General features: G+C 68.5%; 16 protein-coding genes and 1 pseudogene. 15 read left to right on the top strand and 2 right to left on the bottom strand.

The genetic code is table 11. The features are described from left to right. Positions 1 to 140 precede the first annotated feature (140 nt). Entirely contained in the window at positions 141 to 1,427 is a 1,287-nt protein-coding gene (clpX, locus tag BIV23_RS33680) for an ATP-dependent Clp protease ATP-binding subunit ClpX (protein WP_071374342.1), read from the top strand. Between the two features lie 79 nt (positions 1,428 to 1,506). On the opposite strand, the gene BIV23_RS33675 is transcribed toward clpX, so the two are convergent. After that, positions 1,507 to 2,124: a Uma2 family endonuclease gene (locus tag BIV23_RS33675; protein ID WP_071384869.1), complete on the bottom strand. Its 618-nt coding sequence runs from the start codon at positions 2,122 to 2,124 to the stop codon at positions 1,507 to 1,509. Between the two features lie 105 nt (positions 2,125 to 2,229). Between BIV23_RS33675 and BIV23_RS49125 the strand changes: the two are divergent. After that, positions 2,230 to 2,364: pseudogene (locus tag BIV23_RS49125) on the top strand (ATP-dependent Clp protease ATP-binding subunit ClpX); the annotation flags it as partial. 527 nt (positions 2,365 to 2,891) lie between these two features. On the opposite strand, the gene BIV23_RS33670 reads toward BIV23_RS49125, so the two are convergent. Then, on the bottom strand, positions 2,892 to 3,899 hold the full coding sequence (locus tag BIV23_RS33670) for a hypothetical protein (RefSeq protein WP_071384781.1): 1,008 nt from the start codon (positions 3,897 to 3,899) through the stop codon (positions 2,892 to 2,894). A 223-nt stretch (positions 3,900 to 4,122) separates the two neighbouring features. Here BIV23_RS33670 and BIV23_RS33665 point away from each other — a divergent pair, with 223 nt between their 5' ends. The 13 genes from BIV23_RS33665 to BIV23_RS49830 all read left to right on the top strand — a co-directional run bounded on the left by BIV23_RS33665 (position 4,123) and on the right by BIV23_RS49830 (position 22,772). Continuing rightward, on the top strand, positions 4,123 to 5,634 hold the full coding sequence (locus BIV23_RS33665) for a zinc ribbon domain-containing protein (RefSeq protein ID WP_079173576.1): 1,512 nt from the start codon (positions 4,123 to 4,125) through the stop codon (positions 5,632 to 5,634). Between the two features lie 129 nt (positions 5,635 to 5,763). After that, positions 5,764 to 8,421: a valine--tRNA ligase gene (locus tag BIV23_RS33660; protein ID WP_071384779.1), complete on the top strand. Its 2,658-nt coding sequence runs from the start codon at positions 5,764 to 5,766 to the stop codon at positions 8,419 to 8,421. A 117-nt stretch (positions 8,422 to 8,538) separates the two neighbouring features. Next, a complete protein-coding gene (gene folC / locus BIV23_RS33655) occupies positions 8,539 to 10,053 on the top strand; it encodes a bifunctional tetrahydrofolate synthase/dihydrofolate synthase (protein ID WP_071384778.1) in 1,515 nt (504 codons plus the stop codon). Positions 10,054 to 10,063: 10 nt separating this feature from the next. Then, positions 10,064 to 10,426, top strand: coding sequence for a DUF4233 domain-containing protein (locus tag BIV23_RS33650; protein WP_071384777.1), 363 nt, complete (start codon positions 10,064 to 10,066; stop codon positions 10,424 to 10,426). A 63-nt stretch (positions 10,427 to 10,489) separates the two neighbouring features. After that, positions 10,490 to 10,903, top strand: coding sequence for a nucleoside-diphosphate kinase (gene ndk, locus BIV23_RS33645; RefSeq protein ID WP_071384776.1), 414 nt, complete (start codon positions 10,490 to 10,492; stop codon positions 10,901 to 10,903). A gap of 336 nt (positions 10,904 to 11,239) precedes the next feature. After that, entirely contained in the window at positions 11,240 to 12,259 is a 1,020-nt protein-coding gene (locus tag BIV23_RS33640; protein ID WP_071374336.1) for a rod shape-determining protein, read from the top strand. A 162-nt stretch (positions 12,260 to 12,421) separates the two neighbouring features. After that, positions 12,422 to 13,363: a rod shape-determining protein MreC gene (mreC, locus tag BIV23_RS33635; protein WP_071384775.1), complete on the top strand. Its 942-nt coding sequence runs from the start codon at positions 12,422 to 12,424 to the stop codon at positions 13,361 to 13,363. A 13-nt stretch (positions 13,364 to 13,376) separates the two neighbouring features. Next, positions 13,377 to 14,054 carry a rod shape-determining protein MreD gene (gene mreD / locus BIV23_RS33630; protein ID WP_071384774.1) on the top strand — a complete coding sequence of 226 codons (678 nt, stop codon included), beginning with the start codon at positions 13,377 to 13,379 and terminating at the stop codon, positions 14,052 to 14,054. Positions 14,055 to 14,170: 116 nt separating this feature from the next. Continuing rightward, positions 14,171 to 16,429 (top strand): penicillin-binding protein 2, encoded by a 2,259-nt coding sequence (gene mrdA / locus BIV23_RS33625; protein WP_071384773.1) that lies wholly within the window; start codon positions 14,171 to 14,173, stop codon positions 16,427 to 16,429. Beyond that, entirely contained in the window at positions 16,426 to 17,619 is a 1,194-nt protein-coding gene (gene rodA, locus BIV23_RS33620; RefSeq protein ID WP_071384772.1) for a rod shape-determining protein RodA, read from the top strand. The genes mrdA and rodA overlap by 4 nt, the downstream gene beginning before the upstream one ends. Positions 17,620 to 17,710: 91 nt before the next feature. Further along, positions 17,711 to 19,231 (top strand): CYTH and CHAD domain-containing protein, encoded by a 1,521-nt coding sequence (locus BIV23_RS33615; protein ID WP_071384771.1) that lies wholly within the window; start codon positions 17,711 to 17,713, stop codon positions 19,229 to 19,231. 70 nt (positions 19,232 to 19,301) lie between these two features. Continuing rightward, positions 19,302 to 21,263, top strand: a complete 1,962-nt coding sequence (locus tag BIV23_RS33610) for a TIGR03960 family B12-binding radical SAM protein (RefSeq protein ID WP_071384770.1) — start codon at positions 19,302 to 19,304, stop codon at positions 21,261 to 21,263. 939 nt (positions 21,264 to 22,202) lie between these two features. Next, positions 22,203 to 22,772 (top strand): hypothetical protein, encoded by a 570-nt coding sequence (locus BIV23_RS49830; protein ID WP_143079164.1) that lies wholly within the window; start codon positions 22,203 to 22,205, stop codon positions 22,770 to 22,772. Positions 22,773 to 22,813 lie beyond the last annotated feature (41 nt).

Here is a 22,813-nt window from a genome sequence, read left to right as displayed (position 1 = left end):
GCACGGTGCACGTCAAAGTGAACCCTGCCAAGGGGGGCCCGAACACGGGGCCCGGCAAGGTACCGTCGACATAAGGCAGCACCAGGAGCCGCTGGACTCGAAAGCGTCCGGTCGTCTCCCAGGCGAAGGGGAAGCACACCGTGGCACGCATCGGTGACGGCGGCGATCTGCTCAAGTGCTCGTTCTGCGGCAAGAGCCAGAAGCAGGTCAAGAAGCTCATCGCAGGGCCCGGTGTGTACATCTGCGACGAGTGCATCGATCTCTGCAACGAGATCATCGAGGAGGAGCTCGCGGAGACCAGCGAGGTGCGCTGGGAGGAGCTGCCCAAGCCCCGCGAGATCTACGAGTTCCTGGAGGGCTACGTCGTCGGCCAGGAGGCCGCGAAGAAGGCCCTCTCCGTCGCGGTGTACAACCACTACAAGCGGGTCCAGGCGGGCGAGAACGGCGGCGCGAGCGGCCGTGACGACGCCATCGAGCTGGCGAAGTCCAACATCCTCCTGCTGGGCCCGACGGGCTCCGGCAAGACCCTCCTCGCGCAGACCCTGGCGCGCATGCTCAACGTCCCCTTCGCGATCGCCGACGCCACGGCGCTGACCGAGGCGGGCTACGTGGGCGAGGACGTCGAGAACATCCTCCTGAAGCTCATCCAGGCGGCCGACTACGACGTCAAGAAGGCCGAGACCGGGATCATCTACATCGACGAGATCGACAAGGTGGCCCGCAAGAGCGAGAACCCCTCGATCACGCGCGACGTGTCGGGCGAAGGCGTCCAGCAGGCGCTGCTCAAGATCCTGGAAGGCACCACGGCCTCGGTCCCGCCCCAGGGCGGCCGCAAGCACCCGCACCAGGAGTTCATCCAGATCGACACGACGAACGTCCTGTTCATCGTGGGCGGCGCCTTCGCCGGACTGGAGAAGATCATCGAGGCCCGAGCCGGCGCCAAGGGCATCGGCTTCGGCGCCACGATCCTCTCCAAGCGCGAGCTGGAGTCCAAGGACGTCTTCGAGGACGTCATGCCGGAGGACCTGGTCAAGTTCGGCATGATCCCGGAGTTCATCGGCCGCCTCCCGGTGATCACCTCGGTCCACAACCTGGACCGCGAAGCGCTCCTGAAGATCCTCGTCGAGCCCCGCAACGCCCTGGTCAAGCAGTACCAGCGCCTCTTCGAACTCGACGGCGTGGAGCTGGACTTCGAGCGCGAGGCCCTGGAGGCCATCGCCGACCAGGCCATCCTCCGCCAGACCGGCGCCCGCGGCCTGCGCGCCATCATGGAGGAGGTCCTCCAGGGCGTGATGTACGAGGTCCCGTCCCGCAAGGACGTCGCCCGCGTCGTCATCACCGCCGACGTGGTCCTCTCCAACGTCAACCCGACCCTGATCCCGCGGGATTCGCGGGGCCGGGGGTCGGGGGAGCAGAAGTCGGCATAGGCCGTACTGCGGTAAGAGGGGCTCCCGGCGAGAACCACGCCAGGAGCCCCTCTCCTGTGTCCGCCGCCTGTCGCTCCCCTCAGGCGTCGGGGCCTTCGTCATCCTCGGCGGGTGCCTGGAATCCGGTCGTGTCGAGGGTGCAGTCGAACGGCGCCGGAATGCGGAGCTTCTCGCCGAACGGAACGGTGAGATGGGACGCGTACCCCTTGACGGTCGGCGACCAGTAAACGGTGGCGAGTTCCTCCTGCATGTCGAGAAGGAGGTAGACCGGCACACCTGACTTCCCGTAGCGCTCGACTTTGTCGGTGAGGTCGTCGTCGCGAGTAGAGGGCGAGGTGAGTTCGGCGACGAAGGAGAGACCGTCGCCGTCCAGACGATTGCTTGCGGTCCGGCGGGTCCTTCGGTGTGCGGCATGAATGTCGGGACCATACGCTCGCTCGACGCCTGGGAACACGTACAAGGCAGGGGCGGCACTGATCCGATGCCCCTCGGGCAGCCGAGCCCGTAGCTGATCACAGACCAGGTCCATCACGTCGAGGTGGTAGGCCTTCGACCACAATGACACGACGATGTTCCCCTTGATGATCTCGGCCTTGAAGCCGTCAGGCACGTGCAGCTCGTCGAGGGCGTTGAGCAGATCCTCGAAGCGGTGGGGGTCGGTGCCGCTTATCGTCGGTCGTTCCAGCATCACTGACATGATGCGTCTCCCTCGCAGTGTGGGCCAGTCGATACTCAGCGTAGCCGCAGCCGGTGACAGCCGATCGGTGTAAGCCGACCTCAGGTGCCCCATCGCTGTGCGCCGGAGGTCGTCAGGCCGGATGGCCTGGTGAAGCGCGGCATGATCCCGGAGTTCATCGGCCGCCTGCCAGTCATCACGAGCGTCCACGACCTGGACCGCGAGACGTTGCTGAAGATCCTCGTCGAGCCCCGCAATGCAACGTCAACCCGACCTGATCCCGCGCGATGCGCGGGGGCGGGGGTCGGGAGAGCGGAAGTCGGCGTAGATGCTTCTCCAAAGTCATGGGTGCTGCCCGGCACTTGGGAGGTGCCGGACTTTCCTTTTGCGGAGCATAATCGAAAGGATTGCGACAGGTTCACGTCATGTCTTGTCGAAGCCGACTTTCCGTGATCTTATGCGCCCGACGGAAACGGACATGAGTTCGGCTGGCTTGTGGCCGTGAAAACGGAGGAGTTCCACGAACGTCCGCGAGCGCCAACGTGAGTATGTGCGACAACTACCTGGGCAACCATGGCTACCGAGTGGGCCCCCTGGTGGAGAGGTACTGCGAGGTCGGCGCGAGCGGCTGGATCGAGGTGCCTGTGTGCGCTTCCGATCTCATCGGTATAGGGGTAAAGCCCGACGACGCGCTTACCGTTTGCCGGCTAGCTGATAGCAAGTGACGACCGGGGGCACGGCCACTGGGGTCAGTGGCCGTGCCTCGCCATGTTGGCGTAGGTGAGTGATTAGGCCTTCACCCGGACGTCGTTGCGCAGCTTGGCCGCGATTCCCGCCGTGTCGTCGATCGAGCCGCCGTCGCCCGAGGCGAGGGTGGCGACGCTGTAGGCCGTGACCAGGGCGACCGTGCTGTGGTCACCCCAGATGCACACCGGCATCTTCACGGTCTTCGGTACCCCGGACTGCGCGGAGCCGGAGGTGTCGATCTGGGCCACCTGGCACTTCATGACGGCGTTGGAGAGGCCCGAGGGGTTGACGGTCTGGGGGCTGCCGATCAGCTTGCCCTGGAAGCCGGAGTCGCCGCTCTGGTCCTTCGAGGAGCCCGCCTTGGCCTTGGCGAACATGGCGTCGACGACCGCTTCGGGATTCTTGATGGTCCCGTACACACCCTTGAAGTTGAGCCCCTTCTTGGTGAGCCCCGTGCCGTTCTCGTAGACGCCCGTCACCTGCTGGGGGTTGCTCACTCCCCACTTCTCGAAGTCCGAGCGGTCGGAGTCGGTCATGGTGTCCGAGGAGCCGGCGTCGGCGTTCTTCGTGTAGGTCCCGTTGATCACCGTCGCGGGCGTGATCAGCTTGTGGGCACCGTCGTCCGCGACGGAACCCCCGCCACCCCCGCCGATCACGAGGTACGCCCCGACCGCGATCGCCGCCACGACCGCCACCGCGCCGATGATGACGGCCGTCTTCTTGCCGCCGCCTCCAGCAGCCGGAGGCTGCGGCACGCCGTACGGCTGCTGCCCGTAGGGGCCGGGCTGCTGGCCGTACGGGTTCGGCTGCGGAGGCATGCCGCCCTGCTGGGGGTAGCCGTAACTGGGCTGCGGCGGGGCCGCCGGCGGGGCCTGCTGGGGGTAGCCGTAGCCGGGCTGCGGAGCCTGCGGCGGCTGGCCGTACGGGCCCGGCTGGCCCGGCTGGCCGTAGGGCCCCGGCTGACCGTACGGACCCGGCTGCCCCGGCTGGCCGTACGGACCCGGCTGCTGGGGCGGCTGGCCGTACGGGCCCGGCTGGTTGTTGCTCATTTCTGGGTTCCCCCTAGGACGCTTATGTGTTCCGAACATCCTGTCCTAAGGGGCGGCTGTTCGGGTCATCGGGGGTCAACCCGTTACCGATCCTGCCGGTTTCACTACATCCCTGTGACAGGGCGTCCCCTTGCCGTGACCTGATCCGGGTGTGGGGCGTTAGGCAGAGCGATATCGCATGTTCGTATGAGCCTGGTTCGGGTGTGTCATCGGGGAGGTGGCCATGGGGCATCTGGTGGGCGGCGAGCACTTGCGGGTGCTCACAGCCGTGGTGCCGGTGTGGTTGAACCGAGCCCACCACGAACGTGCGCACGAGGCGTGTCATGCCTCCGCGTTGCTGTGGAACCGGACTCTTGCCTGGGTACGTGAAGAATGGGAGACCGGTCGGTCACCTGGCCGGGAGGACATCCGCCGTTACGTCACCTCCCTGCCCGCTGAGGTACGTCCGATCCATGCCCACACCGCTCAGGCAGTGGCGTACGACCTGGCGGACGCCATCGCTCTGGCCCGAGCCAACAAGGCTCAAGGCATCGCCAAGGCGAAGCTCCCCTGGCGCGAGAAGAAGTACAGGCCTCTTGTGTTCACCGCCCGCTTCGGCTGGAAGGTCAGGGACGGAGACCGACTCCTCCTGTCGCTGGGACGATTGCGGGACCGGATCGTGCTGCCGGTGCCGGAGTTCACTGACAGGTCGGGCCACCTGGTAACCCCGGAGCGCTGGGGCGAGATGAAACTGTGCTGGAGCACCGTGGCCCGCAGTTGGGCATTGCATATCTCCTACAGGGCTGTCGATGACAGTCTGCCTGGTGCCGGTTCGCCCGAGGCCCCGGAACCAGGTGCCGTGTCCGTGCACGCCGTGACGGTCGCGGTCGACGAAGGTGTCATCAACCCCATGACGCTCGCGGCGCTCGGCCCGTACGGCGCTTACGAAGTGCTTGTGATCAATGGGAGAGGGGCGCGTGCAGCCAAGCAGGTGCGCAACAAGGGGATGGCCCGGCTTCAGTCCAAGATGTCCTGCTGTCGCACGGGGTCCCGTCGGCACCGCAGGCTCGCCGAGGCGAAGAGGAAACTGCGGGCGAAGACCACTCGTCGCTTGCGTGACTTCAACCATCAGGTCACCGCGAAGGCCAACCGCTTCATCCGGGAGCTGGTGGCGGCGCATGAGCGAACAACTGCCGACGGCACCGACGTGGTCGTGCGACTTGTCGTAGGAGACGTGCGAGGGATCGAGAGGAACACTGAGAAGCGGCGTCGTGCCTCGCGCTCGACGCGCCAACAGCTGTCGCAATGGGAGCGGGGGACCCAGGAGCGGCAGCTCGCCTATAAGACTGGACTGCCGATCCAGTACATCAGTGAGGCGAACTCCTCGCAGACATGTCCCTTCTGTCTCCACCGCCGCAAAGTGCGTGGTCGCAGGTACGTCTGCGCGAACAAGGCTTGCGCCCTGGTACTGCACCGGGACGCTGTGGGCGGGGTGAACATCCACACCCTTGCCGTCAATGACGGGACCTTCGTCCCGGTCCCACCCGGCACCGATATCCGGGTGAAGTATCTACGAGCCCAACCCGGCTGGTCGTCTGGCCAGCGGGAGCGCCATGGTTTCCACCAGCATGCGCAGGCGCGCGCCGGTGCGAGTCGGTGGCGCGAAGCACGTAGTAGTGCCTGGTACCGGGCCACCTGCACCGCTGATGTCGGCGATGCAGGCGTTGCTGCCGTCCCCAAGGGGGAACCGCGGTGATCAAGCACGACGGTGCCGCTACCCCGTCAGAGGTACCGGCCGAGCGTCCGCTCGTACCGTCCGAAGGGTCCCGGAAGGCAGAAACCTCGGCGTTTTCGTCGGGGAGGTTCGCACCTCTAAACTGGCCGGGTGACCGAGAACGCTCAGCAGCAGCCACCCGCGCCCGACACCGAACTGCCGACCCAGTACGCGCCGGCCGATGTAGAGGGGCCGCTGTACGAGCGCTGGGTAGAGCGTGGTTACTTCGAGGCGGACGAGAAGAGCGAGAAGCCGCCGTTCACCGTCGTCATCCCGCCGCCCAACGTCACCGGCAGCCTCCACCTGGGCCACGCCTTCGAGCACACGCTCATCGACGCGCTGACGCGCCGCAAGCGCATGCAGGGCTACGAGACGCTGTGGCAGCCGGGCATGGACCACGCCGGCATCGCCACGCAGAACGTCGTCGAGCGCGAGCTGGGCAAGGAGGGGAAGTCCCGGCACGACCTGGGACGGGAAGCCTTCATCGAGCGCGTCTGGCAGTGGAAGGGCGAGTCCGGCGGCCAGATCAGCGGGCAGATGCGCCGCCTCGGTGACGGCGTCGCGTGGTCGCGTGAGCGGTTCACGATGGACGAGGGGCTCTCGCAGGCCGTCCAGACCATCTTCAAGCGGCTCTACGACGACGAGCTGATCTACCGCGCCGAGCGCATCATCAACTGGTGCCCGCGCTGTCTGACGGCCATCTCGGACATCGAGGTGGAGTACCAGGACGACGACGGCGAGCTGGTCTCCATGACGTACGGCGAGGGAGACGACACCATCGTCGTCGCCACGACCCGTGCCGAGACGATGCTCGGTGACACGGCCGTCGCCGTCCACCCCGAGGACGAGCGGTACAAGCACCTCGTCGGCAAGCTCATCCGGCTCCCGCTGACCGAGCGTTCCATCCCGGTCGTCGCCGACGAGCACGTCGACCCCGAGTTCGGCACCGGCGCCGTCAAGGTCACCCCGGCCCACGACCCGAACGACTTCGAGATCGGCCAGCGGCACAACCTGCCGTCCCTCGCGGTGATGGACGAGCACGCCGTCATCACGGTCCACGGCCCCTTCCAGGGCATGGACCGCCTGGAGGCCCGCTCGGCGATCGTCGCCGCGCTGCGCGCCGAGGGCCGGATCGTCGCCGAGAAGCGGCCGTACGTCCACTCCGTCGGCCACTGCTCGCGCTGCAAGACCACCATCGAGCCGCGCCTGTCGATGCAGTGGTGGGTCAAGGTCGGCCCGCTCGCCAAGGCGGCCGGTGACGCCGTCCGCGAGGGCAAGGTCAAGATCCACCCACAGGAGATGGAGAAGCGGTACTTCGACTGGGTCGACAACCTCCACGACTGGTGCATCTCACGGCAGTTGTGGTGGGGCCACCGGATCCCGGTCTGGTACGGCCCGGAGGGCGAGGTCGTCTGCGTCGGGCCCGACGAGCAGCCGCCCGGGACCGAGGCCGAGGGCTGGCACCAGGACACCGACGTCCTCGACACCTGGTTCTCCTCCGGCCTGTGGCCCTTCTCCACGCTCGGCTGGCCCGAACAGACCGAGTCGCTCGCGAAGTTCTACCCGAACTCCGTCCTGGTCACGGGTTACGACATCCTCTTCTTCTGGGTCGCCCGGATGATGATGTTCGGCCTGTACGCGATGGACGGCACCCCGCCGTTCCACACCATCGCCCTGCACGGCATGGTCCGCGACCAGTTCGGCAAGAAGATGTCGAAGTCCTTCGGCAACGCGGTCAACCCGCTGGACTGGATGGACAAGTACGGCTCCGACGCGCTCCGGTTCACCCTCGCGCGCGGTGCCAACCCCGGTGTCGACGTCCCGATCGGCGAGGACTGGGTCCAGGGTTCCCGCAACTTCGCCAACAAGATCTGGAACGCCACCCGCTTCGCGCTGATGAACGGCGCGACGGTGGAGGGCCCGCTGCCGGACGCCTCCGCGATGTCCGCCACGGACCGCTGGATCCTCTCCCGCCTCAACTCGGTCGTCGCCGAAGTCGACGCGCTCTACGAGGACTTCCAGTTCGCCAAGCTCTCCGACGCCCTCTTCCACTTCGCGTGGGACGAGGTCTTCGACTGGTACGTCGAGCTGTCCAAGACGGTGTTCATGGCGGGCGGCGCCCCGGCCGAGGTCAGCAAGCGCGTCCTCGGCGAGGTCCTGGACGTCACCCTGAAGCTGCTGCACCCGGTCGTCCCGTTCGTCACCGAGACGCTGTGGACGACGCTGACGGGCGGCGAGTCGGTCGTGATCGCCGACTGGCCGAAGGCTGTGTCCGTTCCTGGTGCTGACGCACCGGGCGGCTTCCACGACCGGGCGGCCGAGCAGGAGATCGAGTCGCTCCGGTCGGTCATCACCGAGGTCCGCCGCTTCCGCGCCGACCAGGGCCTCCAGCCCGGCCAGCGCGTCCCGGCCCGCCTGTCCCTGGACGGTACGGCCCTGGCGCCGCACGAGGCCGCCATCCGCCAGCTCCTGCGCCTGCAGCCCGAGGGCGACTCGTTCACCGCGACGGCCACCCTCCCGGTCGCCGGCGCCGAGGTCGCGCTGGACCTGTCCGGCACGATCGACGTGGCGGCCGAGCGCAAGCGCCTCGCGAAGGACCTGGCCGCGGCCGAGAAGGAGAAGGCCCAGGCGAACGCCAAGCTCGGCAACGAGGCCTTCCTGGGCAAGGCCCCGGACCACGTGGTGGACAAGATCCGCACCCGCCTGGCCAAGGCGGAGGAGGACATCGCGCGGATCACGGCACAGCTGGAGAAGCTCCCGGCAGCTTGATCAAGTGACGGTCTCCGCCGCTGCGGAGGGACGCGGGCCCGGTGTCGAACAGACGCCGGGCCCGCGGCCGTACAAGCCGCCGCACGCTTTGTCGGTGCCCCTCCGTAGACTGGCCCTGTGAGCGACCACCCACACGAAGACGACCGACCCGATCCCCTCGACGGCTTCGACGAACTCGTCGAGGCCGAGACCACGCGCGACCCCGACCTCGCGGTGATCGAGGCCGGCAGCCGCACCCTGCGCACCCAGGGCGGGCAGCCGCAGGCCGAGGTGCCCGGGCGGCCCGAGGACCCGGAGGTCGACCGGGCGCTGCGGGAGGTCGAGACGGAGCTGGCCGGCCGCTGGGGCGAGACGAAGCTGGAGCCCTCGGTCAGCCGTATCTCCGCGCTGATGGACCTGCTCGGCGAGCCGCAGCGCGCGTACCCCTCGATCCACATCACGGGCACGAACGGCAAGACCTCCACGGCCCGCATGATCGAGGCCCTGCTCGGCGCCTTCGAGCTGCGCACCGGCCGCTACACGAGTCCTCACGTGCAGTCGATCACCGAGCGGATCAGCCTGGACGGCGCCCCGATCTCCGCCGAGGGGTTCATCGAGACGTACCGGGACATCACGCCGTACGTCGAGATGGTCGACGCCGCGCAGGAGTACCGGCTGTCCTTCTTCGAGGTGCTCACCGGCATGGCGTACGCCGCCTTCGCGGACGCGCCCGTCGACGTGGCGGTCGTCGAGGTCGGCATGGGCGGCTCCTGGGACGCCACCAACGTCATCGACGGCGACGTCGCCGTGATCACGCCCATCGCCCTGGACCACACGGACCGGCTGGGCGGGACGCCCGCCGAGATCGCCGGCGAGAAGAGCGGGATCATCAAGCAGGACGCGACGGTGATCCTGGCCCAGCAGCCGGTCGACGCGGCGCAGGTGCTGCTGAAGAAGGCCGTCGAGGTGGACGCCACCGTGGCCCGCGAGGGGCTGGAGTTCGGGGTCGTGGCGCGGCAGGTCGCCGTCGGCGGGCAGCTGCTCACGCTGCGCGGCCTCGGCGGCGAGTACCCCGAGGTGTACCTCCCGCTGCACGGCGCGTATCAGGCGCACAACGCGGCCGTCGCGCTCGCCGCCGTCGAGGCGTTCTTCGGCGTCGGCGCCCAGCGCGCGCAGCCGCTCGACATCGACACCGTCCGCAAGGCCTTCGCGGCCGTGTCCTCGCCGGGCCGGCTGGAGGTCGTACGGCGCTCCCCGACCGTCGTGCTGGACGCGGCGCACAACCCGGCGGGCGCCGAGGCCACGGCGGAGGCCGTGCGGGAGGCGTTCGACTTCACGCGGCTGATCGGTGTGGTGGGCGCGAGCGCCGACAAGAACGTGCGCGGCCTGCTGGAGGCCTTCGAGCCGATCTTCGCCGAGGTCGTCGTCACGCAGAACTCCACCCCGCGCGCCATGGACGCGGACGAGCTGGCCGCGATCGCCGTCGAGGTGTTCGGCGAGGAGCGCGTCCAGGTCGAGCCGCGGCTGCCGGACGCCCTGGAGGCCGCGATCACGCTGGCCGAGGAGGAGGGCGAGTTCGCGGGCGGTGGCGTGCTGGTCACGGGTTCTGTCATCACGGTCGGCGAGGCCCGGCTGCTGCTGGGGAAGGGCTGAGGCTCGAACGATGCGTACGCTGTGCTCCTCGACCTTGATCGGCGAGTTCTTCATCATCGGCTTCGCCGGGCTCGTCGCGATGAAGGACCCGAGCCTGTCGGTGTCGACGGTGTGGCTGGTCAGCGGTATCGCCATGGTGCTGTGCGTGCTGATGTGCGCCATGGTGACCCGGCCGGGCGGGGTGGCCCTCGGCTGGGTGCTCCAGATCGCGCTGATCGCCTCCGGCATCTTCGTCCCGACCATGTACTTCATGGGCGCGGTGTTCGCGGCCCTGTGGTGGGCGTCGGTGCACTTCGGCCGGAAGGTGGACGAGGCGAAGGCCGGATTCGCCGCCCGGGCGGAGTCCGCCTCCTCTACACCTGACGCTGTGTGACGGGTGCACGGACACGCCCTGTAGCCTCGTCCCACCGCACACGTCAGTTGTAAGGAGCACCTCGTGACCCAGCGCACCCTCGTCCTGCTCAAGCCCGACGCCGTCCGTCGTGGCCTGACCGGCGAGATCATCAGCCGTATCGAGCGCAAGGCCGGCTGGCAGATCACCGCGCTGGAGCTGCGGACCCTGGACCAGGAGACCCTGGAGCAGCACTACGGCGAGCACAAGGGCAAGCCCTTCTACGAGCCGCTGGTCGCGTTCATGTCCTCGGGTCCGGTCGTCGCGCTGATCGTCGAGGGCGAGCGGGTCATCGAGGGCGTGCGCGCGCTCGCCGGCCCGACCGACCCGATCGCCGCCGCGCCGGGCTCCGTCCGCGGTGACTACGGCGTGATCGTCCGGGAGAACCTGATCCACGCGTCCGACTCCGAGGAGTCCGCCGAGCGCGAGGTGAAGATCTTCTTCCCGGGCCGGGCGTGACGGGCCGCGCCTGAACCTCGCGAGGAGTTTTCGCTAAATTTTCTGACGGAGTGTCAGCTCGATTCCGGACCGGTTCGACGACACGCGACCAGGGGCGGCCGTATATTTCCGGCCGTCCCTTGGCATATGCCTTGCCGATCGGGGGAACGCGTGCCTCCGATGGACCGTCTCCACAGGCGAGGCGGCCCGCCATCTGGTGACAATGGCGGAGACCCTCGCGCAGTGGCCGTGCAGGCGCGTTTACGATGGAAGCCTTCACGTCACAGCACCCGCCTCGCCGACCTGATATGCCCTCAGAAGCACAGGAAGGCCAGATGAATCCGGATGGGGAACTCAATGTCGTTCATCGGCCGTGACATGGCTGTCGACCTCGGGACCGCCAACACGCTGGTGTACGTCAGGGGTCGCGGGATCGTACTGAACGAGCCGTCCGTCGTCGCGATCAACACCAACACGGGTGGGATCCTCGCGGTCGGTGCCGAAGCGAAGAAGATGATCGGCCGGACGCCGGGCAACATCGTGGCCGTCCGTCCGCTGAAGGACGGTGTGATCGCCGACTTCGAGATCACCGAGCGGATGCTCCGCTACTTCATCCTGAAGATCCACAAGCGGCGGTATCTCGCCAGGCCGCGGGTCGTCGTCTGTGTGCCCTCGGGCATCACGGGCGTCGAGCGCCGCGCCGTGATCGAGGCGTCCACCCAGGCCGGCGCCCGCCAGGTGCACATCATCGAGGAGCCCATGGCCGCCGCCATCGGCTCCGGCCTGCCGGTCCACGAGGCCACGGGCAACATGGTGGTGGACATCGGCGGCGGCACCACGGAGGTCGCGGTCATCTCGCTCGGCGGCATCGTCACCGCCCAGTCCATCCGCGTCGCGGGCGACGAGCTGGACAACGCGATCATCCAGTACATCAAGAAGGAGTACAGCCTTCTGCTGGGCGAGCGCACGGCCGAGCAGATCAAGATCACGATCGGCTCGGCGTACGACCTCGACGCTGACGAGCACACCGAAGTGCGCGGCCGGGACCTGGTCTCCGGGCTGCCCAAGACCGTCGTCATCTCGGCCGCCGAGGTCCGCAAGGCGATCGAGGAACCGGTCAACGCGATCGTGGACGCGGTCAAGACGACCCTCGACAAGTGCCCGCCGGAGCTGTCCGGCGACATCATGGACCGGGGAATCGTTCTGACCGGCGGCGGAGCCCTGCTGCGCGGTCTCGACGAGCGGCTGCGCCGGGAGACCGGCATGCCCATCCACATCGCCGAGGACCCGCTGGACAGCGTGGCGCTCGGCTCCGGCAAGTGTGTCGAGGAGTTCGAGGCGCTCCAGCAGGTGCTGGACGCCCAGCCGCGCAGATGACGTAACTCTTCGATTCCGCCGTACGGGACATACTCCTCTCGTACGGCGGATCGTTGATATAGAGGCATAAGCTCCCCTGAACGGGCCCCTTCGGTTTGCGTTTCGCACACCGCCGCAAAGGGGCTTCCGAATTCCTATCGAGGAAGGGCACGGCCGCAGCACGTGAGGGACACGAAAGAGAGCCGGCTGCTCCTGGTCCTGCTGGTCGCCATCGCGTTCGCGCTGATCACGGTGGACATCCGAGGGGGTCGGAATTCCCCGGTCGACGGTGCCCGGCAGGCCGCGGCCGCGGTGTTCGGCCCCGTGGAGAACGGCCTGTCCTCGGCGGTCGATCCCGTCGGCAACGCCGTCTCCGCGATCCGTGACTCCGGCACCCGCCACAACCGCCTGGCCGCCCTGGAGAAGGAGAACGCGGCCCTCAAGGCGAAGCTGGGCAGCGACGACCGCAACCGCAGCCGGCTGAACCAGCTCGACAAGATGCTGAAGATCGCCGGCGAGGGCCAGTACGGCATCAAGGGCGCCCAGGTCATCGCCATAGGGTCGGCGCAGGGCTTCTCCTGGACCGTCACCATCGACGCCGGCGCCAACGACGGCATCAAGCGGGACATGACCGTCCTCAACGGCGACGGACTGGTCGGCCGGGTCACCACCGTCGGCCCGGACACCTCCACCGTCCTGCTCGCCAACGACCCCGACTTCACCGTGGGCACGCGGATGGAGGGCAGCGACGAACTCGGCTTCGCCTCCGGCCAGGGCGACCGCCCGCTGCGCGTCGAACTGCTCGACGGCAAGGCGGAGGTGCACAAGGGCGACCGCCTCGTCACCTTCGGCTCGCAGAACGACCGCCCGTTCGTGCCGGGCGTGCCGGTCGGCGTGGTCTCCCGGGTCGACCCGTCCAACGGCGGCCTGACCCGCACGATCTACGTCACCCCGTACGTCGGCTTCACCAAGCTCGACATCGTCGGTGTGGTCGTCGAGGGCCCGAAGAAGGACCCGCGGGACACCGTGCTCCCGGCCCAGCCCAAGCCGGTTCCGACGCCGACGGTCACCGTCACGGTGACCCCCTCGGCCAACGCGTCCGACTCGACCGGCCAGCAGCACTAGGAGCTGACTTCCCATGCGCTTCAACCGGATCCTGCTCTCCAGCGCGCTGGTCGTCGTGGCCCTGGTGATCCAGGTGAGCGTCCTCGCCCGCCTGCATCTGCCGGGTGCCGTCCCCGACCTGCTGCTGCTCACCGTCCTCGGCCTCGCCATGGTGTACGGCCATGTCGGCGGCGCCCTCGTCGGCTTCGGCGCCGGCCTGCTCGCCGACCTCGCCCCGCCCGCCGACCACGCCGCCGGCCGCTACGCGCTCGTCCTGTGCGTCACCGGCTACTTCGCCGGGCTGATCAGGCCGGAGAACGGCCGGCTGAAGTCGGCGACCGGCCCGATGGCCGTCGTGGTGGCCGCCGCCATCGGTTCCACGCTGCTGTACGCGGGCGTGGGCGCCCTGGTCGGCGACACCGCCGCGCGCCACGTCGGCCTGCCCGGCCTGCTGATCTCGGCCGCCCTGTACGACCTGCTGCTCGCCCCGTTCGTGGTCCCCGCGATCATGTGGCTGGCCCGCCGCGCCGACAACGACCCGCTGACCGAGACCGGCCCCGCCGCCAAGGCCGGGGACGTCACCTCGGGCTGGCTCTCGTCCGGCACCGGGCTGCGCATCGGCAACCAGCGCGGCGGCCTCGGCGTGCTCAAGGCCAAGGCCCGCACCCGCACGACCCGGGTCGGCCGGATCAAGGGGGTCAAGCGGCTGTGAGCGGCGCCGAGTTCACCCGAACGAGTCAGCTTTCGCGGAACGCGCGTTCACAGACTGATCGTTCATCATTCGTACGCGTACGCGCATTTGTGCTCTGAGAGGGGGAGGCAGCCGCAGTGACCAACATCCCCGAGACCGGTCGGACCCCACGGGTCCAGATCCGGCTCGTCGTGATCCAGATCCTCGTCCTCTCCCTCCTCGGCACGCTCGGCGGCCGCCTGTGGTACCTCCAGATCCGCGAGGGCGCGCAGTACCAGAAGGAGGCGTCCGGCAACCACGTCCAGCAGGTCGTGGACCCCGCCGTGCGCGGCGACATCCTGGACGCCCGGGGCGTTCCCCTCGCCGACAACGAGACCCGCCTGGTCGTCTCCGCCTCCCGCACCGACCTGCTCAAGCAGCCGCACGACGGCAAGGCCGTCCTCACCAAGCTGGCCGGCGTCCTCGGCATGAAGCCCGAGGAGGTCATGCAGAAGGTCCGGCTGTGCGACGCCAAGACCCCCCAGCCGTGCTGGAACGGCTCGCCGTACCAGCCGATCCCGATCACCGACAAGGCCACGCCCCGGCAGGCCCTGCAGATCCGCGAGGCCTCCGAGGACTACCCCGGCATCAGCGCCGAGCCCGAGGCCGTGCGCAGCTACCCCGGCCCGGGCAGCTCCAACACCGCCCAGGTGCTCGGCTATCTCTCGCCCGTCACCGACGCCGAGATCCAGCAGGCCAAGAACAGCGAATCGCCCTACCTGCGCTCCGACATGGTCGGCCGCTCCGGCCTGGAGCGGGAGTACGACAAGGAACTGCGCGGCAAGGCCGGCGTGACCCGCTACGAGGTGGACAACCTCGGCCGGGTCATCGGCAAGGCCAAGGCGACACCGCCCGAGTCGGGTTCCAACCTGGTCACCAGCATCGACTCCCGGGTGCAGCGCGTCGCCGAGTACGAGCTGGACAAGGCCATGAAGGCCGCCCGCCAGCAGTTCGACAAGAACACCGGCGAGAACTTCAAGGCCGACTCCGGCGCTGTCATCGTCATGGAGGCCAAGACCGGCCGGATCGTCGCCATGGCCTCGGCGCCGACCTACGACCCGAACGTCTGGGTGGGCGGCATCTCCGCCAAGGACTACAAGGCCCTCACCGGCAAGGACTCCGACTACCCGCTGCTCAACCGGGCCATACAGGGTCAGGCGGCCCCCGGTTCGACGTTCAAGGTGGTCTCCACGGCCGCCGCGGTCCAGGCCGGCTACGCCTGGGACGGCGGCTACCCCTGCACCAGCTCCTACTCCGTCGGCGGCCAGGTCTTCAAGAACTTCGAGGGGGAGAACTTCGGCCCGATCTCCCTCGGTCGCGCCCTGGAGGTCTCCTGCGACACCGTCTTCTACGGCCTCGGCGACAACGAGTGGAAGAAGGACGGCGGCATCAACCCCAAGAAGGGCCAGCCGAAGGACTGGTTCTTCAGGACGGCCCACCAGTTCGGCCTCGGCAAGGAGACCGGCGTCGACCTGCCCAACGAGGTCACCGGCCGCGTCCCCGACCGCCAGTGGAAGCTCGACTACTGGAAGGCCAACAAGGACGTCTGGTGCAAGTACGGCAAGAAGGACGGCTCCTACGTCCAGAAGATCTATTACGAGAACTGCCTCGAAGGCAACAAGATGCGCGAGGGTGACGAGATCAACTACTCCATCGGCCAGGGCGACACGCTCGTCACGCCGATCCAGGAGGCGATGATCTACGGCGCCGTCGCCAACGGCGGCACCGAGTACGTCCCGACCATCGGCAAGGCGGTCATCAGCCCCGACGGCAGGACCGTCCAGGAGATCAAGCCCAAGGTCGCGCGCAAGCTCCCGGTCAGCCAGGCCACCCTCAACGGCATGAACGACGCCTTCGCAGGTGTCATCACACGCGGTACGGCGGCGTGGAAGTTCAACGGCTGGCCGCAGAACAAGATCCAGCTGCACGGCAAGACCGGTACGGCCGAGGTCTACGGCAAGCAGACCACCGGCTGGCTGGCCACGTACTCCAAGGACTACTCGGTGATCATGACGATCTCCCAGGCCGGTACGGGTTCAGGAGCCGCCGGTGAGGCCGTGCGCAACATCTACAGCGCGCTCTACGGCGTCCAGGGCGACGGTTCCGTCGACACCAGGAAGGCACTGCTGCCGGAGCCGCAGAAGACCCTGCCGAAGGTGCGCCCGGACGGCACCATCGCCGCCCCGAAGGTCACCGGCGACCCCGGCAAGGACGCCGAGGCCTCGCAGCAGAACAACCCGAGCAACGGCACCGACCAGCAGCCCGCCACCTCGCCCTCGCCCACCACGGGCAACCGCAACACCCGCAGGCGGCCACGACGTATCCCGAAGCGGGGAAGGCGGCGGATGCCCGCATGACCGGCCACAGCTTCTCCGTCTCCGGGTACGGCCCGGCGCGGGCCGGCTGGACCAGGCTCTTCGCCCGCGACTCGCTGGCCCGCCGGCTGGACTGGCCGATACTCCTCGCCGCGCTCGCGCTGTCCCTGCTGGGCTCGCTGCTGGTGTTCTCGGCGACCCGCAACCGCACGGAGATCAACCAGGGCGACCCGTACTACTTCCTGGTCCGCCATCTGATGAACCTCGGCATCGGGTTCGCCCTGATGATCGGCACGATCTGGCTGGGCCACCGTGCCCTGCGCAACGCCGTGCCGATCCTCTACGGCCTGTCGGTCCTGCTGGCGCTCGTGGTCCTCACCCCGCTCGGCGCCACCATCAACGGCCAGCGCAACTGGATCGTGATCGGCGGCTTCTCGATCCAGCCCGCCGAGTTCCTCAAGGTCGCGATCATCCTCGGCATGGCGATGATGCTGGCCACGCGGGTCGACGCGGGCGACAAGACGTACCCGGACCACCGCACCGTGGCCCAGTCCCTCGGCCTCGCGGCCGTACCGTGCATGATCCTGCTGCTGATGCCGGACCTCGGCTCGGTGCTGGCCATGGTGGCCATCATCCTGGGCATCCTGCTGGCGTCCGGTGCCTCCAACCGCTGGGTGTTCGGCCTGCTCACCGTCGGCGTGATCGGCTGCGTCGCCATCTGGCAGCTGCACATCCTGGACCAGTACCAGATCAACCGCTTCGCGGCCTTCGCCAACCCGAACCTGGACCCGGCGGGCGTGGGCTACAACACCAACCAGGCCCGGATCGCCATCGGTTCCGGCGGTCTGGCCGGGCAGGGCCTGTTCCACGGCTCGCAGACCACCGGTCAGTTCGTGCCCGAGCAGCAGACGGACTTCGTCTTCACGGTCGCGGGGGAGGAGCTGGGCTTCCTCGGCGCGGGCCTGATCATCGCCCTGGTGGGGCTGATCCTGTGGCGGGCCTGCCGCATCGCCCGCGACTCGACGGAGCTGTACGGCACGGTGGTGGCCGCCGGGATCGTCGCCTGGTTCGCCTTCCAGTCCTTCGAGAACATCGGCATGACCCTCGGCATCATGCCGGTCACCGGCCTGCCGCTGCCGTTCGTGTCGTACGGCGGCTCGTCGATGTTCGCCGTCTGGGTGGCCGTCGGGCTGCTCCAGTCGATCAAGGTGCAGAGACCCATGTCGGCGTGAGGTCGTTTTCCGGGTGGAGGACGGGAGTTTTCCCGCCATTCACCCGGGGCGGCCCCTGCCGCTTCGGCCCGCGCCGCACTAGATTCGGTCCATGGCGGATGCGAAACGCGAGATCGAGCGCAAGTACGAATCCGACGACAGTGGGCTGCCCGACCTGACCGGCGTCGGCGGAGTGGCGGCCGTGCTCGACAAGGGCGTGGTCGACCTCGACGCCGTCTACTACGACACCGCCGACGAACGCCTGGCCACAGCCTCCCTCACCCTGCGCCGCCGCACCGGCGGCTCGGACGCCGGCTGGCACCTGAAGCTCCCGGTCGCTCCCGGGGTCCGCGACGAGATCCGCGCCCCGCTCTCCGACACCCTCCCCGAGGAGCTGGCCGCCCTGGTCCGTTCCCGGGTCAGGGACGCCGAGCTGATCCCCCTGGTCCGCCTCCGCTCCGTACGCGACGTCCGGCATCTGCTCGACGCCGACGGCGTACTGCTGGCCGAGGCGAGCGTCGACTCCGTGACCGCGGAGCGGCTCGCCGGCAAGGGCGGGGCCGCCCAGTGGACCGAGATCGAGGTGGAGCTGGCCGACGACGGCGACCCCGCCTTCCTGGACCAGGTGGAGAAGCGGCTGCGCAAGGCCGGCGTACACCCCTCGACGTCGCCGTCGAAGCTCGCCCGCGCCCTGGAGCAGACCTCGGGCCGGGAGCACCGGAAGAGCGAGACCGGACAGCGGAGCAAGGCCGCACGACCGCCGGTGACGGCAGGCGACCACGTCCTCGCCTACCTCCGCGCCCAGCGGGACGTACTGGTCGAACTGGACCCCGCCGTCCGCCGTGACGTGCCCGACTCGGTGCACCGTATGCGGGTCGCCACCCGCCGCGCCCGCAGCACCCTGCGCAGCTTCCGCTCGGTCCTCGACCGGAGCGTCACCGACACCGTCGGCGTGGAGCTGAAGTGGCTCGCGGGCGAGCTGGGCGTCGACCGCGACCAGGAGGTGCTGGCCGACCGCCTGACGACCGCCCTCGACGCCCTCCCGCCCGAGCTCGTCACCGGCCCGGTCCGAGCCCGCCTCGCCTCCTGGGCCGAGGCCCGGCACGGCAGCGCGCACGGCCATCTCACCGGCGTCCTGGACTCCCGCCGCCATCTGACCCTGCTGGACACCCTGGACACCCTCCTCACCGCCCCACCTCTGCGCCCCGCAGCCGGCAAGCCGCCGCAGAAGGTGCTCGACAAGGCCGTACGCAAGGACCTGGCGACCTTGTCCGACCTGATCGGGCAGGCGCTCGACGCCCCGCCCGGCCAGGAGCGCGACGTCGCCGTGCACGAGGCCCGCAAGAAGGCCAAGCGCACCCGGTACGCGGCCGAGGCGGCCACCGAGGCCCTCGGCAAGTCGGCCCGCGCCCTCACCAAGGACATGAAGTCCCTCACGACCCTCCTCGGCGAGCACCAGGACAGCGTCATGGCCCGCCGGACGCTTCGCGAGCTGGCCGCGGTGGCGCACGGGGCGGGGGAGAGCGGGTTCACGTACGGACTGCTGTACGGCAGGGAGGAGGCGCGGGCGGCGGCCGCGGAGGCGGAGCTGCCCGGCCTGTGGCGGGAGATCACGCACCGGACCTCCGGCTGAGCGTTCGGGGAGGCCGTCCGGTCGGGTTACGCTTGATGGTCACCCCTGTCAGCTCACAAAGGTTCCCCCGATGTCTGTCGAGTCGGTGTTCCCGCAGCTCGAAGCCCTGCTCCCGCATGTGCAGAAGCCGATCCAGTACGTGGGCGGCGAGCTGAACTCCACCGTCAAGGAGTGGGACAGCTGCGACGTCCGCTGGGCGCTCATGTACCCGGACGCGTACGAGGTCGGTCTGCCCAACCAGGGCGTCATGATCCTCTACGAGGTGCTCAACGAGCAGGACGGCGTCCTCGCCGAGCGCACGTACAGCGTGTGGCCGGACCTGGAGGCGCTGATGCGCGAGCACCGCCTCCCGCAGTTCACGGTCGACAGCCACCGCCCGGTGAAGGCCTTCGACGTGTTCGGCCTGTCCTTCTCCACGGAGCTGGGCTACACCAACATGCTGACGGCGCTGGACCTGGCGGGCATCCCGCTGGAGTCCAAGGACCGCACCATCGACGACCCGATCGTCCTCGCGGGCGGCCACGCGGCCTTCAACCCCGAGCCGATCGCGGACTTCATCGACGCGGCGATCATCGGCGACGGCGAGCAGGCCGTCCTCGACATGACGAAGATCATCCGTCAGTGGAAGGCGGAGGGCCGCCCGGGCGGCCGCGAGGAGGTCCTCTTCCGCCTCGCGAAGACCGGAGCGGTCTACATCCCGGCGTTCTACGACGTCGAGTACCTCCCGGACGGCCGCATCGCCCGCGTGGTCCCGAACAAGAGCGGTGTCCCCTGGCGCGTGTCGAAGCACACCGTCATGGACCTCGACGAGTGGCCGTACCCCAAGCAGCCCCTCGTCCCCCTGGCCGAGACGGTCCACGAGCGCATGTCGGTCGAGATCTTCCGCGGCTGCACGCGCGGCTGCCGCTTCTGCCAGGCGGGCATGATCACCCGCCCGGTGCGCGAGCGCTCGATCACGGGCATCGGCGACATGGTCGACAAGGGCCTGAAGGCGACGGGTTTCGAGGAGGTGGGCCTCCTCTCCCTCTCCTCCGCGGACCACTCGGAGATCGGCGACATCGCCAAGGGCCTGGCGGACCGCTACACGGACGACAAGATCGGCCTCTCGCTCCCCTCCACCCGGGTCGACGCCTTCAACGTCGACCTGGCGAACGAGCTGACCCGCAACGGCCGCCGCTCCGGCCTGACCTTCGCCCCCGAGGGCGGTTCGGAGCGCATGCGCAAGGTCATCAACAAGATGGTCTCGGAAGAGGACCTCATCCGGACGGTCGCGACGGCCTACGGCAACGGCTGGCGCCAGGTGAAGCTCTACTTCATGTGCGGCCTGCCCACCGAGACCGACGACGACGTCCTCCAGATCGCCGACATGGCGACACACGTCATCCAGAAGGGCCGCGAGGTCTCGGGCTCGAACGACATCCGCTGCACGGTCTCGATCGGCGGCTTCGTCCCCAAGCCCCACACGCCGTTCCAGTGGGCCCCGCAGCTCTCCGCGGAGGAGACGGACGCCCGCCTGGCCAAGCTTCGTGACAAGATCCGCGGCGACAAGAAGTACGGCCGCTCGATCGGCTTCCGCTACCACGACGGCAAGCCGGGCATCGTCGAAGGCCTCCTCTCCCGCGGCGACCGCCGCATCGGCGCCGTGATCCGCGCGGTCTACGACGATGGCGGCCGCTTCGACGGCTGGCGCGAGCACTTCTCCTACGACCGCTGGATGGCCTGCGCCGACAAGGCCCTGGTCCCCTTCGGCGTGGACGTCGACTGGTACACGACGCGCGAGCGCTCCTACGAGGAAGTCCTCCCCTGGGACCACCTCGACTCCGGCCTGGACAAGGACTGGCTCTGGGAGGACTGGCAGGACGCCCTCGACGAGACGGAGGTCGACGACTGCCGCTGGACCCCGTGCTTCGACTGCGGCGTCTGCCCGCAGATGGACACGGCCATTCAAATCGGCCCGACCGGCAAGAAGTTGCTGCCGCTGACGGTCAAGAACGCAGGTCCGGCGCCTGCTTCGAGTGGTCACGCGCACTGAGGTGGGCGAGGCACTCGATCGGGTGGTTGAGGCGTTGGCGGGGGTGAGCGAGGAGGAGGTGGCTGCGGCGTTGGCTGCGGCCGGTGCTTCGAGCTCTCGTCCGTCGGCGCCGCCAGTGCTCTCCCATACACCGCTGCCGGTCCCTGGACGAGCTCCACACATTGTCTCCGAGGTGGAGTGGGTCTGAGGCCCATTCCAGGTCTGTGCGCGACCGCCTGGCCCCGCGAGCCCCCTTTCCTGGTTGGGAGGGGGCTCGTTGGTGTTCGGTGGCGCGTGAGTCCGTGGGCGTCGTTGTGCAGTGCTCAACCCCATGCAGCCCCCACGCAGCCGACTGAGTCACAACTTTCTCTGCTGGATTTCAAGTCGGCTCGCTCCGCTCGCCGCGCGCGGCCCGGCCCCGGCCGGGCCTGCGCTCCTGCCTCCGGCGGGGGATCGGCCGGCACCGGGACGGAGGGGGCACCGTTCCCGGCCGTGGGTCCGTGGTGGCGTACGGGATGGGAGCTGGGGCTAGTGGCGGGTTGAGCAGGTACGCATCATGAGCGGCCTCCGGCCGACCGGGCTGCGAGGGACGGCGATCCGACCCACGCCGCCGCCTTTTGACCTGTCAGGGGCAACAATGTCCGGCGGCATGACGTGCCACCGGCACCGGTCGGCATCCTGTGCCCTGGACTGAGGAGTCACGGCCGCTACACTGCCTGCGCTGATCGAACTGATGACCCAGGGGTTGGGGCTGTGGATCTCAAGGCCAGACGCGTTGCGTGCGCAGCGGTTCTCTCGCTGGGCATTGTCCTGGTGTCGGCGTGCAGCAGTGGCAGCGGAACGGCCCAGGCACACCAAAATCCTGCGCCAACTGCCGCAAGGCGGTCGACGCAGTCGAGCACCAACCTCACCGGCTCACCAACAGGTGCCGCTTCTCCTTCGGTGGCGAGTGAGACGCCGATGACGGAGAACCAACTCAAAGCTGCCGCGATAACCGCCGCAGATGTTCCGGGACTGCGAGCTGACACAGCCCGGAACAGCACCGGGATCATGAGTCGAAAGCTCACAGCGAGCTCCGGAGGGTCGGTCTGCACAGAATTCCTGAACGCTTCCAACGCATCCGCTGACTCCTACCGACCCTCTTCCGAGCTGGGTAGGGCCTTCACTGCCGACACGACCGCCGGAACGATGCTCGTCAGGGTCTCGTTGGTCGGCCATGCCTCATCGGCCGATGCGCAGCGGGTCATCAACGAAACTCGCAGTTCCGCCAAGGGATGCCCCCATCTCACAGATGGAACACAGCGCATGAACTTGGCCCCCCTGACACTGCCGGTGATGGGCGACGATTCCACCGTTACCCGTGTCGGTCTGATTTCCAGCAGGCTGAGTGAGTGCCTGACCCTTGGCCTGGTGCGAGTGGGCACAGTATCGCTCACCATCACGGTATTCGCACATGACGGTTATTACCCCAACCTGCTCCAAGAGGTGGCGAAAGCGTCCGTGCGCAAGCTTCAAAAAACAGAACGCTAGAACGCAGTCTTCACCTGATATCGCGGCGCCAGGGAAGGTGA

Source organism: Streptomyces monashensis, assembly GCF_001866665.1.
GTDB classification, from domain to species: Bacteria; Actinomycetota; Actinomycetes; order Streptomycetales; family Streptomycetaceae; genus Streptomyces; species Streptomyces monashensis.
This window is presented reverse-complemented; position numbering and strand designations above follow the sequence as displayed.

Bases quoted from the DNA above. Each gene is read 5' to 3' on its own strand.
- mreD (WP_071384774.1), top strand. From the start codon at position 13,377: ATGCGCTTCAACCGGATCCTGCTCTCCAGCGCGCTGGTCGTCGTGGCC.
- BIV23_RS33610 (WP_071384770.1), top strand. From the start codon at position 19,302: ATGTCTGTCGAGTCGGTGTTCCCGCAGCTCGAAGCCCTGCTCCCGCAT.
- BIV23_RS33650 (WP_071384777.1), top strand. From the start codon at position 10,064: ATGCGTACGCTGTGCTCCTCGACCTTGATCGGCGAGTTCTTCATCATC.
- BIV23_RS33670 (WP_071384781.1), bottom strand. From the start codon at position 3,899: ATGAGCAACAACCAGCCGGGCCCGTACGGCCAGCCGCCCCAGCAGCCG.
- BIV23_RS33675 (WP_071384869.1), bottom strand. From the start codon at position 2,124: ATGTCAGTGATGCTGGAACGACCGACGATAAGCGGCACCGACCCCCAC.
- BIV23_RS33665 (WP_079173576.1), top strand. From the start codon at position 4,123: ATGGGGCATCTGGTGGGCGGCGAGCACTTGCGGGTGCTCACAGCCGTG.
- BIV23_RS33615 (WP_071384771.1), top strand. From the start codon at position 17,711: ATGGCGGATGCGAAACGCGAGATCGAGCGCAAGTACGAATCCGACGAC.
- rodA (WP_071384772.1), top strand. From the start codon at position 16,426: ATGACCGGCCACAGCTTCTCCGTCTCCGGGTACGGCCCGGCGCGGGCC.
- BIV23_RS33640 (WP_071374336.1), top strand. From the start codon at position 11,240: ATGTCGTTCATCGGCCGTGACATGGCTGTCGACCTCGGGACCGCCAAC.
- BIV23_RS49830 (WP_143079164.1), top strand. From the start codon at position 22,203: ATGACGGAGAACCAACTCAAAGCTGCCGCGATAACCGCCGCAGATGTT.